Genomic DNA, 14,376 nt, shown 5'->3' with positions numbered 1-14,376 from the left:
GAGATAACATAGCAAGTAGACTCGGGATAAGAGGGATCAGGATGAATAGAAATAAATATCAGATGATTTATCAGGATATCAGCGGCCAGATTATCAAGGGAGAATATCAATTTCATGACCAACTTCCGTCAGAAAATCTGCTGGTCAAAAAGTATAACGTATCACGTGAAACAGTGCGTAAAGCGCTCAATCTTCTGCAGATGAACGGGTATATTCAGAAGCTGAAAGGGAAGGGCTCCGTGGTCATTTATCAGGAAGGTACGAACCTGCCGATATCTCAGCTTGTCAGTTTCCAGGAAATCAATACGACGCTCGGCATCGACTATCAGACACAGGTAGAATCCTTTAAATTAGTACGTGCAGCGGAGCACCCGCTGGCGCAAAAAGCCCTGAATATTGAAGAGGATACTGTGCTTTATGAAGTCATTCGTACTCGCAGAAAAAATCAGCGGGTGAATATCATTGATATTGATTACTTTATTGCTGAACTGATTCCTGACCTGACTGCGGAAATTGCTGAACAATCCATCTATGCGTTTATTGAAAATAAGCTCCAGCTTAATATCAGTTTTTCCAATAAAGCCATCACCTTTGAACCGATGACAGACTTGGAACTGCAGTTATTTGAAGAAGCGGTTCCCCCTTATGCTGCGACGGTGCGTTCAGTGGTCCATCTGGCTAATGCTGTGCCTTTTCAATATAATGTTTCAAAACATCGGGCGAGTGAATTCAGATTTGTTGATTTCTCGCGTCGGATGTCAGAAGTCGACAAATAACTTGCAATTACTGAAAGAGGTATAGTATTATATATACTACCGTGCTAAGTGGGGAGGTAGCGGTTCCCTATACTTGCAATCCGCTTAGGCAAGACCTAATTCCTTTGCTGCGGGAAGCAATTTATGAGGTCTGACTTTGACACGTAGTGTTGAGAAGTCGGTCCTGGTCAATATAAGCCCATGAACCATGTCAGGTCCGGAAGGAAGCAGCATTAAGTGGTAACTTGTATGTGGCTGGGGTAGCCGTCTTTGAGCTGGCGATCGAGGTTCCGCTCATGTAGGCTTAACAAGGCAGAGGTGCACGGCTTTCTTTATTATTAATAAATCTATATATAAAGTACGGGGCATATCGATGGATATGCCTTTTTAATTTTGTGCAATTATGGCATACTTTTAAAGGTAAATGGAGAGGAGCAGGACAATGAAATTCTGTGAACTGACGATTGATGAATTTGATTCGTTCGTTAAAGATGAATTCAGTCATTATACGCAAACACGCGCACATTATACAGGTCGAAAGGCGATGAACATGGATGTTCATTTAGTCGGTGTCAAAGAAGGAGAACGCGTTCTTGCCGCCTGTCTTCTGACAGGCGCTATAAGTCTTAAGTTTTTCAAGTATTATTACACGCATAAAGGACCGGTGATGGATCACCACAATCAAGAACTTGTCCGGTTCTTCTATACGCACCTGACCTCATATCTGAAAGCACGTAAAGGCCTGTTTGTTCTGGTGGACCCGTATATGACCCGTAATTATCTGGATGGTGACGGAAATGTCACAGCAGAGCAGCCGGTTGATGATGTGATTCAGACCATGGCATCACTAGGTTATATGCATAGAGGCTATCCAATCGGCTATTCGATGGATTCACAGGCCCGTTATTTCTCAGTACTTGACTTGACCGCTAAGACGGATGATGAACTGCTGAAAGAGATGGAATATAAGACACGTCGTAATATCAATAAGACGATTGAGATGGGTGTTCAGATGCGGGATTTATCTGATGATGAGATGGATAAATTCTTCAGCCTGTACCGTATGGCAGAAGATAAGCATGATTTTTCTCTTTTCGGTCTTGAGACGTTCAAGCGTATGAAAAAAATGTACGGTGACAATGCACGGGTCGTGCTCGCCTATATTGATCTAAACGACTATCTGTCTCGATTGCAGGCGCAGTTAACAGCGAAACGTACAGAATTTGAAACATCAAACGAAGAGCTGAAACAGAACCCGGATTTCAGAAAGCTGAAAAATAAGACAGCAGAACTCGAAAAAGCTGTCCATCAAATAGAAAAGAAAATAGCTGAAACAGAAGAGCTGAAACAATCAGATGGTGATATTCTCGAACTTGCGAGTGCGATCTATATCTTCAACAATCATGAACTCTATTATCTGTCGAGTGGTTCCAATCCTAAATATAATAAGTTTATGGGTGCTTACCACATGCAGTGGGAAATGATTAAATTCGCCAACCAGCTCGGTTTAAAACGCTATAATTTCTATGGGGTCAGCGGAGATTTTAATGAAGAGACTTCCCCTGATATGGGTGTCATTAAATTTAAAAAAGGGTTCAATGCCTATATTGATGAGCAGATTGGTGATTTCATCAAACCGCTGAATGGACCTGCCTATAAGTTTTATCAACTGTTGAAACGTAAGTAAGTTTTTTGAATAGGAACACTTCCGTGTTCCTATTTTTTATATCTGAAATGATATAATGAAACTATTACTACCGATGGAGGGGACGTCTTGAGTTATCAAGCTTTATATCGTGTGTTCCGGTCGCAGTCATTTGAAGAAGTGGTCGGTCAGAAGCATGTCACAACGACACTGAAGAACGCTATTGCGAGAAACAAGATTTCTCACGCCTATCTGTTTAACGGGCCCCGGGGAACGGGAAAGACGAGTATCGCCAAGATATTTGCGAAAGCCATCAACTGTACGGAACGTCATGACGGAGAACCATGTAATGAATGTGCAAGTTGTATATCTATCACAAATGGTACCAATTCTGACGTCATCGAAATCGATGCGGCCAGCAATAACGGCGTCGATGAGATTCGAAATATCCGTGACAAAGTGAAATACGCACCAGGCGAATCCCGTTACAAGGTTTATATCATTGACGAGGTTCATATGCTGACGACAGGTGCGTTCAACGCCCTTCTGAAAACACTGGAAGAACCACCGGCGCATGCAATCTTTATTCTGGCAACAACAGAGCCGCATAAAATCCCGCCGACCATCATCTCCAGATGCCAGCGGTTCGACTTCAAAGCCATCAGTACACCGGACATCATTGACCATCTTGCGTATGTCTGTAAGAAAGAAAACATAGACTTCGAGCAGGAGGCTCTTGCCTTTATCGCGCAGTCTGCTGAAGGGGGGATGCGGGATGCGCTCAGCATTCTGGATCAGGCTATTGCGTTCGGAGATGAGTCCTTGACGCTGACGCATGTGTTGAATGTGACGGGCAGTGTCGGTAAAGAGGAACTGAGACAGCTGACTGACCTCATCATTAAGCATGATGTCAGAGGGGCTTTTGATCTCTACCATCAGCTGCTCAGCGCCGGAAAAGAAGTCAACCGACTTGTTAATGACCTTATCTACTACTTGCGCGATGTCATCGTCGACTTTGCGACAGGAGAAAGACAGGATGGCCTGATCTATGAAGTGGAGCTGTCGACGATTTATGAAATGATTGATAAAATCAATGACACGCTTGTCTCTATGCGTTTTGCGGTCAATATGAATCTGCATTTTGAAGTGCTGATCGTCAAGTTGTCTGAGCTGGTGAAATTAAAAGAAAGAGTAAGTGGTCCGGCCGAAAGCATTGATCATGCTTATATCGATGAACGCTTCAAGGCATTTGAAGACAAACTGGCAGCCGTGCAGTTGAATCCAGTAGCGGCAGCACCTTCTAAACCGGTGCGTAAAGAAACGAAGGCTAAGAATCATTTTTCGATGGCGCAGATTGAAACTGTACTCGATAATGCCAATCGTGAAGATCTGACCTATCTGAAAGAAAACTGGCAGTCGCTGATCGACCATGTGAAACAGAATGATCAACGGGCTCTCGTCAGTCTGATGCAGAACACAGAGCCTGTAGCAGCAAGCAGCACTCATATTCTGATTAAGTTTGACGATGATATTCACTCAGATATCGTCAATAAGGATGAAGAAAAACGGCAGCAGATTGAGTCGATTGTGTACACAATCATCAATAAAAAAGTTAAAATGGTAGGTGTACCGGACTCACAGTGGCTGCAAGTCAGACATGACTATATCCAGAATCGTAAAGCTCAACCAGCTGAAACACCTAAAAAACAGGATATTGTCAAGACAGCAGAAGAGTTATTTGGTAAAGACACGATTAATATGATTGATTAATAAGGAGGAAATAATGATGCGCGGTGGCGGAAACATGCAACAAATGATGAAACAGATGCAGAAAATGCAGAAGAAAATGGCTGAAGAGCAGGAAAAACTGAAAGAAGAACGTATCGAAGGAACAGCAGGCGGCGGTATGGTAACAGTCGTGGTATCAGGTCATAAGGAAGTAATTGACGTGATCATCAAAGAAGAAGTCGTGGATCCTGAAGATATCGAAATGTTACAGGATTTAGTGTTAGCAGCGACAAACGAAGCATTATCTAAAGCAGATGAGGTAACGGCTCAACGTTTAGGTCAGCACACTAAAGGATTGAACATTCCGGGAATGATGTAATGCATTATCCTGCACCTATATCAAGGCTGATTGACAGCTTTATGAAACTGCCCGGTATTGGTCCGAAGACAGCGGCACGCCTTGCCTTTCATGTTCTGGATATGAAAGAAGAAGATGTTATGAATTTTGCGAAGGCGCTGGTTGATGTGAAACGTGAGCTCACTTACTGTTCAGTATGTGGACATATCACAGACAGCGACCCGTGCTATATCTGTCAGGACAAGACGCGTGATCGTTCGATGATCTGCGTTGTTGAAGAATCCAAAGATGTCATTGCGATGGAGAAAATGCGTGAGTACAGAGGGCTTTATCATGTTCTGCAAGGTGCTATTTCACCCATGGAAGGGGTAGGCCCGGAAGATATCAATATCCCGAGTCTGCTCTCTCGTCTGAAAGATGAGGAAGTACAGGAATTGATTCTTGCCACTAATCCTAATATCGAAGGTGAATCAACAGCGATGTATATCTCGAGATTGATCAAACCTATCGGTATCAAGACAACTCGGCTGGCACATGGTCTGCCAGTCGGGGGAGACCTTGAGTATGCAGATGAAGTGACCCTGTCAAAGGCCATCTCCGGCCGAACAGAAATATAAAAAAGAAGCTTCTCTTTTGAGAAGCTTCTTTTTTTTATAGGACCGGTCGGGAGTCCTGAAATCATATTCAGATGGTTTCAAAGCAGTGATTTTTAATATTTAATAACGGTTTGCTATAATATGGAATACTACAATAGAGGTGATAGTGATGGACAAGAAAGGATTAGTACTAGAAGGCGGCGGTATGCGCGGAATTTATACAGCGGGTGTGCTGGATTGTTTCATGGATTATGATATCAGCTTCGATTATGTGATTGGCGTATCAGCCGGCGGTAATATGGCTGCATCTTATTTGTCGAAACAAAAAGGACGGAATAAGCGGGTGACGCTTGATTATCTAGATGATAAACGTTATTTATCATTTAATAATTACCTTAAGAATAAAGAGATGTTCGGGATGGATTTTATTTTTGATGAGATTCCGAATGTCCTGGAACCTTATCATATGAAAGATTTTTTACTGTATGAAGGAGAATACGTCATTGCCTGTACAAATTGCGAGACGGGTGGAACAGAATACTACAATAAGAAGGAACTGCAAGAAGATATGCTGACTATATTAAGAGCATCGAGTTCATTACCGTTGATGGCTCCTGTTGTAGAATACAAAGGTAAGAAGCTTTTAGATGGAGGGGTGACCGATCCTATTCCTTTACGTAAAGCACAGCGGGATGGGATTAAAAAAAATGTTGTCGTACTGACGAGACCTAAAGGTTACTTCAAGAAATCCAGTCGATTAGCGAAATACTTCAAAGTTAAAGATTACCCTGCAATCAACGAAGCGATGCGTAGAAGACCGGGCCGTTATAATGAAACACTGCATTACATAGAAAAAGAGGAAGCGGCAGGCCGTATTCTGGTTATTAGACCGAGCCTTAACCTGAAAGTGGATCGGATGGAAAAAGACCGAGATAAACTGAATCAGCTATATGAACTGGGTTATCGGGATGCAGCACAGAAAATAGCGGCGATTAAAGATTTTTAATAAAAATAGGAATAGTGTAATTTTGATGCTTGTTGCAGGGCGATAAACCCTGTATAGTTATATCTTGTCCGGCAGAGATAATAACAGACACTGAATAAGAAATTATAAAAAGTGTTGACTTCTTTAAAAGAAGCGCGTATAATTAAATCTTGTCCGGTAAAGATATAACTTAACAACAACTGAAGAAAATAAAAAAGTTTTAAAAAGTTGTTGACTTTCTCGACAAAAGAGAGTATAGTTAAATCTTGTGAGACGAAAAATGAACATTGAAAACTGAATGACAATATGTCAACGTTAATTCCAATAATTTGAGTACGAATAGTACTTTCAAGAGTGATTGGCTTAACCAATCAAAGAGCTTTATCAAACACTTTTATGGAGAGTTTGATCCTGGCTCAGGATGAACGCTGGCGGCGTGCCTAATACATGCAAGTCGAGCGGACAGACGAGGTGCTTGCACCTCTGAAGTCAGCGGCGGACGGGTGAGTAACACGTGGGTAACCTACCTGTAAGACTGGGATAACTTCGGGAAACCGGAGCTAATACCGGATAATATTTTCCACCTCATGGTGGAATAGTGAAAGACGGTTTTGCTGTCACTTACAGATGGACCCGCGGCGCATTAGCTAGTTGGTGAGGTAACGGCTCACCAAGGCGACGATGCGTAGCCGACCTGAGAGGGTGATCGGCCACACTGGGACTGAGACACGGCCCAGACTCCTACGGGAGGCAGCAGTAGGGAATCTTCCGCAATGGACGAAAGTCTGACGGAGCAACGCCGCGTGAGTGAAGAAGGTCTTCGGATCGTAAAACTCTGTTGTAAGGGAAGAACAAGTACGTTAGTAACTGAACGTACCTTGACGGTACCTTACCAGAAAGCCACGGCTAACTACGTGCCAGCAGCCGCGGTAATACGTAGGTGGCAAGCGTTATCCGGAATTATTGGGCGTAAAGCGCGCGTAGGCGGTTTCTTAAGTCTGATGTGAAAGCCCCCGGCTCAACCGGGGAGGGTCATTGGAAACTGGGAGACTTGAGTGCAGAAGAGGAGAGTGGAATTCCATGTGTAGCGGTGAAATGCGCAGAGATATGGAGGAACACCAGTGGCGAAGGCGGCTCTCTGGTCTGTAACTGACGCTGAGGTGCGAAAGCGTGGGGATCAAACAGGATTAGATACCCTGGTAGTCCACGCCGTAAACGATGAGTGCTAAGTGTTGGGGGGTTTCCGCCCCTCAGTGCTGCAGCTAACGCATTAAGCACTCCGCCTGGGGAGTACGGTCGCAAGACTGAAACTCAAAGGAATTGACGGGGACCCGCACAAGCGGTGGAGCATGTGGTTTAATTCGAAGCAACGCGAAGAACCTTACCAAATCTTGACATCCTCTGACAACTCTGGAGACAGAGCGTTCCCCTTCGGGGGACAGAGTGACAGGTGGTGCATGGTTGTCGTCAGCTCGTGTCGTGAGATGTTGGGTTAAGTCCCGCAACGAGCGCAACCCTTATCTTTAGTTGCCATCATTCAGTTGGGCACTCTAGAGAGACTGCCGGTGACAAACCGGAGGAAGGTGGGGATGACGTCAAATCATCATGCCCCTTATGATTTGGGCTACACACGTGCTACAATGGATGGTACAAAGGGCAGCAAAACCGCGAGGTCAAGCAAATCCCATAAAACCATTCTCAGTTCGGATTGTAGTCTGCAACTCGACTACATGAAGCTGGAATCGCTAGTAATCGTAGATCAGCATGCTACGGTGAATACGTTCCCGGGTCTTGTACACACCGCCCGTCACACCACGAGAGTTTGTAACACCCGAAGCCGGTGGAGTAACCTTTACAGGAGCTAGCCGTCGAAGGTGGGACAGATGATTGGGGTGAAGTCGTAACAAGGTAGCCGTATCGGAAGGTGCGGCTGGATCACCTCCTTTCTAAGGATAATACGGAAAAGGAATCTTAATTCCTTCGGAATGACGTCTGACATATTGTATTCAGTTTTGAATGTTTATAGAACCTTATGGTTCATGGCATTCAGATTGTACTTTGAAAACTAGATAAAGCAAGAAGAAAAAGATTTTACCAAGCAAAACCGAGTGAGTTCATTGATTGAATTCTCAAAAAAATCGCGCGTCTGTATTCATACAGACATCACATTATTAATAACAGATTAAGTTATTAAGGGCGCACGGTGGATGCCTTGGCACTAGAAGCCGAAGAAGGACGTTACTAACGACGATATGCTCTGGGGAGCTGTAAGTAAGCACTGATCCAGAGATTTCCGAATGGGGAAACCCAGCATGAGTCATGTCATGCTATCCATATGTGAATACATAGCATATGAGAAGGCACACCCGGAGAACTGAAACATCTAAGTACCCGGAGGAAGAGAAAGAAAACTCGATTCCCTGAGTAGCGGCGAGCGAAACGGGAAGAGCCCAAACCAGGATGCTTGCATCCTGGGGTTGTAGGACACTCTATACGGAGTTACAAAGGAACGATTTAGACGAATGACTTTGGAAAAGTCAACCAGAGAAGGTAAAGGTCCTGTAGTCGAAAAGTCGTTCCCTCCTGAGTGGATCCTGAGTACGGCGGAACACGTGGAATTCCGTCGGAATCCGGGAGGACCATCTCCCAAGGCTAAATACTCTCTAGTGACCGATAGTGAACCAGTACCGTGAGGGAAAGGTGAAAAGCACCCCGGAAGGGGAGTGAAATAGAACCTGAAACCGTGTGCTTACAAGTAGTCAGAGCCCGTTAATGGGTGATGGCGTGCCTTTTGTAGAATGATCCGGCGAGTTACGTTTTGATGCAAGGTTAAGCAGTGGATGCGGAGCCGCAGCGAAAGCGAGTCTGAACAGGGCGAATGAGTATCAGGACGTAGACCCGAAACCAGGTGATCTACCCATGTCCAGGTTGAAGTTCAGGTAACACTGAATGGAGGACCGAACCGACTTACGTTGAAAAGTGAGCGGATGAGGTGTGGGTAGCGGAGAAATTCCAATCGAACCTGGAGATAGCTGGTTCTCTCCGAAATAGCTTTAGGGCTAGCCTCGCATGATGATTACTGGAGGTAGAGCACTGTTTGGACTAGGGGCCCCCCTCGGGTTACCGAATTCAGACAAACTCCGAATGCCAGATAATTTAGTGCGGGAGTCAGACTGCGGGTGATAAGGTCCGTAGTCGAGAGGGAAACAGCCCAGACCACCAGCTAAGGTCCCAAAATATATGTTAAGTGGAAAAGGATGTGGCGTTGCCCAGACAACTAGGATGTTGGCTTAGAAGCAGCCATCATTTAAAGAGTGCGTAATAGCTCACTAGTCGAGTGACGCTGCGCCGAAAATGTACCGGGGCTAAACATATTACCGAAGCTGTGGATTGTCCTTAGGACAATGGTAGGAGAGCGTTCCAAGGGCGTCGAAGCATGACCGTAAGGACATGTGGAGCGCTTGGAAGTGAGAATGCCGGAGTGAGTAGCGAAAGACGGGTGAGAATCCCGTCCACCGATTGACTAAGGTTTCCAGAGGAAGGCTCGTCCGCTCTGGGTTAGTCGGGACCTAAGCCGAGGCCGACAGGCGTAGGCGATGGATAACAGGTAGATATTCCTGTACCACCTGAGATTGTTTGAACGATGGGGGGACGCAGAAGGATAGGCGATCGTACTGTTGGTTATGTACGTGCAAGCATTGAGACTGAGTATCAGGCAAATCCGGTACTCTTAAGGTCAGGATGTGATGCGGAGCGAAATTAAGTAGCGAAGTCGTCGATTTCACACTGCCAAGAAAAGCCTCTAGTTAGAGATCAGGTGCCCGTACCGCAAACCGACACAGGTAGTCAAGATGAGAATTCTAAGGTGAGCGAGCGAACTCTCGTTAAGGAACTCGGCAAAATGACCCCGTAACTTCGGGAGAAGGGGTGCTTTTTAGGGTGCAAGCCCTGAAGAGCCGCAGTGAATAGGCCCAAGCGACTGTTTATCAAAAACACAGGTCTCTGCAAAACCGTAAGGTGACGTATAGGGGCTGACGCCTGCCCGGTGCTGGAAGGTTAAAAGGAGTGGTTAGCATCTGCGAAGCTACGAATTGAAGCCCCAGTAAACGGCGGCCGTAACTATAACGGTCCTAAGGTAGCGAAATTCCTTGTCGGGTAAGTTCCGACCCGCACGAAAGGCGTAACGATTTGGGCACTGTCTCAACGAGAGACTCGGTGAAATCATAGTACCTGTGAAGATGCAGGTTACCCGCGACAGGACGGAAAGACCCCGTGGAGCTTTACTGCAGCCTGATATTGAAATTCGGCACAGCTTGTACAGGATAGGTAGGAGCCTTTGAAGCGTGAGCGTCAGCTTACGTGGAGGCGCTGGTGGGATACTACCCTGGCTGTGTTGACTTTCTAACCCGCGCCACTTATCGTGGCGGGAGACAGTGTCAGGCGGGCAGTTTGACTGGGGCGGTCGCCTCCTAAAGAGTAACGGAGGCGCTCAAAGGTTCCCTCAGAATGGTTGGAAATCATTCGCAGAGTGTAAAGGCACAAGGGAGCTTGACTGCGAGACCTACAAGTCGAGCAGGGTCGAAAGACGGACTTAGTGATCCGGTGGTTCCGCATGGAAGGGCCATCGCTCAACGGATAAAAGCTACCCCGGGGATAACAGGCTTATCTCCCCCAAGAGTTCACATCGACGGGGAGGTTTGGCACCTCGATGTCGGCTCATCGCATCCTGGGGCTGTAGTCGGTCCCAAGGGTTGGGCTGTTCGCCCATTAAAGCGGTACGCGAGCTGGGTTCAGAACGTCGTGAGACAGTTCGGTCCCTATCCGTCGTGGGCGTAGGAAATTTGAGAGGAGCTGTCCTTAGTACGAGAGGACCGGGATGGACATACCTCTGGTGTACCAGTTGTCGCGCCAGCGGCATAGCTGGGTAGCTATGTATGGACGGGATAAGTGCTGAAAGCATCTAAGCATGAAGCCCCCCTCAAGATGAGATTTCCCAACTTCGGTTATAAGATCCCTCAAAGATGATGAGGTCAATAGGTTCGAGGTGGAAGCGCAGTAATGTGTGGAGCTGACGAATACTAATCGATCGAAGACTTAATCAATTATCAGATTTTTTGACCGGCTTTGCCTGGTTTCTTCTTCCTTGCTTATCTAGTTTTGAGAGTACAATATTCTCACCCTGTCTGGTGATGATGGCAGAGAGGTCACACCTGTTCCCATACCGAACACAGAAGTTAAGCTCTCTAGCGCCGATGGTAGTTGGACTTACGTTCCGCGAGAGTAGGACGTTGCCGGGCAGTTTAAAAATGGATGCGATGAGCCGCACTCGAGACCTGTTAGGTCTCTTTTTTTATGTCTAAATTTAGATTATACTGAACAGATATAAGGAGCGGATAATTAAATGGACATCACTCAAAGACTGTTTACCTATTCAGATGCGATATCATTGCATGTACCTGGTCACCATAGGTATTCCATTGGTTCTTTGCAATTACCTATCAGCCACGATATGACTGAAATTTCTGGGCTCGACGATTATCATCATGCAGAAGAAGTGATTGCGGACAGTCAAAGAAGACTTGCGCGTGCTGATGAGTATGAGGCTCGTTATTTAGTGAATGGAACAACAGTTGGGATTCTGTCGGTCATTCATGCCTATAAGAAAAAGAGTCATAAGAAAGTGGCAATGATGAGAAATGCACATAAGTCAGTCTTCAATGCCCTTGATCTAACGGGGACAGAAGCCATCATTCTGCCGATGACAGTATCTGAAAAAACCCAGCAGTACATAGGTATCGGTAAACTGAATCCGAATGCGAAATGGGATGAGATAGGTTTAGCAGTACTGACTTATCCTAATTATTTTGGAGAGACGTTTGATATAAGAAGTGCCATTGACTTCTTTCATCAAAAGGGGATTGAAGTATTGGTAGACGAGGCGCATGGTGCCCATTTTGATATTTCTCCTCAATTTCCTTCTTCTTCTTTGAACTATCAGGCTGATTATGTGGTGCAGTCTTACCATAAAACGTTGCCCGCTTTAACAATGGGGTCAGTCATACATATTAATCATAAGAGTTCCCTTCGCAGAGAAATAGATCATTATCTATCAGTCTTACAGACTTCCAGTCCCTCTTATCTCATATTATCGAGCTTGGAGCAGGCGCATGCATTTTACAGGCACTATCATGATGGGGTCTTTCATCATAAACGTCAGTCGCTTCTTCATGCGCTTAGGCATTTTGAGGTCATAGAGGTACAGGATCCTCTGAAAATAATGCTGAGGAAAACAGGCTATAGTGGGGCAGAACTTAAACAACTGCTTGAACAGCAGGAAATCTATGTAGAGCTTTCTAACTATGATAGTGTCCTTCTGGTACTGCCGCTCTGGCACGAAGGGGATACGTATCCTTTTGATGAGTTGTTATTGCGGTTAAAACGTCTTCAATTAGAGAAAAGACAGCCGCTGAATGCGTCGCAACCTTTAAATGTAGATGAAGGATTCTATTCTCCTGTGAATGAGCACTATCAGACAGTCACCCTGGCGGAAGGTATAGGATATAGGCTCTACCATGCGCTCATTCCTTATCCGCCGGGTATTCCTTATGTATGGCCAGGAGAAAAACTGACCGAAGCACATGTCAAGGTCCTGAGTAGCTATCAAAATGTTCATGGTATAATAGACGGAAAAATCACCATTATAGATGAGAGGTAATGAGTATGTTTATAACGTTTGAAGGTCCGGAAGGTTCAGGAAAATCGACAGTGATGCAGGCGGTAGCAGCACGACTTGAACGTCCATTGATCACAACACGTGAGCCTGGAGGTATTCGGATCAGCGAGGCGATCAGAGACGTGTTGCTTTCTGATGATTACAGCATGGATGCACGTACAGAAGCCTTACTGTTTGCTGCCAGCCGCCGTCAGCATTTAGTAGAGAAAGTTCAGCCTGCTTTAGATGCGGGTCAAATCGTTCTCTGTGACCGGTTTATAGACAGTTCTCTTGCCTATCAAGGGTATGCACGAGGAATCGGTGTAGAAGAGATTATGTCGGTCAATCAGTTTGCAATTGAGAGCTATATGCCTGATTTGACCCTGTATTTAAAAGTGCCGCCAGAGATAGGTCTGGCGCGCATCATGGATAACCAGCGAGAAACGAATCGCCTGGATAATGAATCACTGGCTTTTCATCAACGTGTCTATGACGGCTATAATGATCTGGCGGATACATATGAAAGAATTGTGACCATTGATGCCACACGGCCGATTGATGAAGTGATAGAAGACGCCTATCAAGTCATCATCAAAAAATTAGGCTGATATGTTATAATGTCATATAGATGATGGTAGCAGCTGCAGAAATGCAGCTGTTTCGATATATATGGGGGTTCTTATGATTAACCAGCTGGAACATTTGTCGAGTAAAGAAAAGCTCTCTCATGCTTACCTGTTTGAAGGGACATTGAGAGATAACCTTAAACAGCAGGCACTGGAATTTGCAGCGCGTATATTATGTCAGGATGAACAATGTGTATCCAGGGTTCATCAGCATAACTATGCAGATTTTTACTGGCTGGAGACAGATGAGCAGACCATCAAAAAAGAGATGATAGAAGAGGTCCTTCATCGCATGAATCAGAAACCTGTTGAAGGGACATATAAAGTCTATGTAATCGTCGACTTCGATAAAGTGACGGTACAAGGGGAGAACTCTATTCTCAAGTTTCTGGAGGAACCGCCTGCTAATACCATCGCCTTGTTGCTTACGACAAAGTCAGGTGATATTCTACCGACCATTCATTCCAGATGTCAGCATATCAACGTTCATTCAGCAAGTACATACACAGAAATGGTGAAACTGAATATCCATTCAGATATTGCAGCAACACTTGCTGCGCTGTCTTTCAGTGCAGTTGAGGCAGAGGAATGGATCAAGGACAAGTCATTTGAAGAACTGAGGCGTGCGCTTCTGAAGTGGGCTGATCAAATACAAAAAGATCCGCAGATGGGCCTTATACAGCTTGTCGATTTATTGCATGAGGCGAACGAACGCGAAAGTCAACTGCTGATGCTTGACATGCTGCAGCTTTATTTTCAGGATATGATCTACTTGAAAATTGAACATGAAGCGCGTCTCAGCTATCCGGATCACGAGATTAAATTAAAGCAGTTAAGTGAACATCTATCATTGCAGACCATCACACAATGGATTGACACGACACAAAAGGCTAAACAGAAGCTGTTGCAGTATGTCAGTCCGATGTTAGTCATGGAACAAATCGCCATTGAAATAGCAAAGGGGTGAAAGA

9 protein-coding genes, 3 rRNA genes and 1 other RNA gene are annotated in these 14,376 nt (G+C 45.2%); all 13 read left to right on the top strand.

What is annotated here, in order from left to right; genetic code table 11:
* Window positions 1–41: 41 nt before the first annotated feature.
* Window positions 42–776, top strand: coding sequence for a trehalose operon repressor (gene treR, locus QSV55_RS11160; protein WP_289650214.1), 735 nt, complete (start codon window positions 42–44; stop codon window positions 774–776).
* A 39-nt stretch (window positions 777–815) separates the two neighbouring features.
* Window positions 816–1,081: signal recognition particle sRNA large type (gene ffs, locus QSV55_RS11155), an RNA gene on the top strand.
* A gap of 116 nt (window positions 1,082–1,197) precedes the next feature.
* Entirely contained in the window at window positions 1,198–2,442 is a 1,245-nt protein-coding gene (locus tag QSV55_RS11150) for an aminoacyltransferase (protein WP_289650213.1), read from the top strand.
* Between the two features lie 87 nt (window positions 2,443–2,529).
* A complete protein-coding gene (gene dnaX / locus QSV55_RS11145) occupies window positions 2,530–4,170 on the top strand; it encodes a DNA polymerase III subunit gamma/tau (protein ID WP_133452159.1) in 1,641 nt (546 codons plus the stop codon).
* 16 nt (window positions 4,171–4,186) lie between these two features.
* Entirely contained in the window at window positions 4,187–4,507 is a 321-nt protein-coding gene (locus QSV55_RS11140; RefSeq protein WP_133452165.1) for a YbaB/EbfC family nucleoid-associated protein, read from the top strand.
* Window positions 4,507–5,103 (top strand): recombination mediator RecR, encoded by a 597-nt coding sequence (gene recR / locus QSV55_RS11135; RefSeq protein WP_289650212.1) that lies wholly within the window; start codon window positions 4,507–4,509, stop codon window positions 5,101–5,103. The genes QSV55_RS11140 and recR overlap by 1 nt, the downstream gene beginning before the upstream one ends.
* A gap of 145 nt (window positions 5,104–5,248) precedes the next feature.
* Window positions 5,249–6,088 (top strand): patatin-like phospholipase family protein, encoded by an 840-nt coding sequence (locus tag QSV55_RS11130; protein WP_289650211.1) that lies wholly within the window; start codon window positions 5,249–5,251, stop codon window positions 6,086–6,088.
* A 372-nt stretch (window positions 6,089–6,460) separates the two neighbouring features.
* Window positions 6,461–8,013 (top strand): 16S ribosomal RNA (locus QSV55_RS11125).
* Between the two features lie 234 nt (window positions 8,014–8,247).
* Window positions 8,248–11,169, top strand: a 23S ribosomal RNA gene (locus tag QSV55_RS11120).
* 80 nt (window positions 11,170–11,249) lie between these two features.
* Window positions 11,250–11,364: ribosomal RNA gene (rrf, locus tag QSV55_RS11115) — 5S ribosomal RNA — on the top strand.
* Together the 16S, 23S and 5S rRNA genes form the textbook arrangement of a ribosomal RNA operon.
* A gap of 104 nt (window positions 11,365–11,468) precedes the next feature.
* The gene (locus QSV55_RS11110) at window positions 11,469–12,782 is read left to right on the top strand and encodes an Orn/Lys/Arg family decarboxylase (protein WP_289650210.1); all 1,314 of its coding nucleotides are present in this window, start codon (window positions 11,469–11,471) and stop codon (window positions 12,780–12,782) included.
* The gene (gene tmk, locus QSV55_RS11105; protein WP_289650209.1) at window positions 12,782–13,387 is read left to right on the top strand and encodes a dTMP kinase; all 606 of its coding nucleotides are present in this window, start codon (window positions 12,782–12,784) and stop codon (window positions 13,385–13,387) included. Before QSV55_RS11110 ends, tmk begins: the two co-directional genes overlap by 1 nt.
* A 73-nt stretch (window positions 13,388–13,460) precedes the next feature.
* Window positions 13,461–14,372: a DNA polymerase III subunit delta' gene (locus tag QSV55_RS11100; protein ID WP_289650208.1), complete on the top strand. Its 912-nt coding sequence runs from the start codon at window positions 13,461–13,463 to the stop codon at window positions 14,370–14,372.
* Window positions 14,373–14,376: the final 4 nt, after the last annotated feature.

The organism is Macrococcus bovicus (assembly GCF_030376725.1).
GTDB lineage: Bacteria > Bacillota > Bacilli > Staphylococcales > Staphylococcaceae > Macrococcus > Macrococcus bovicus.
The sequence above is the reverse complement of the archived record's forward strand: the minus strand, read 5'-3'. Positions and strand labels throughout refer to the sequence as shown.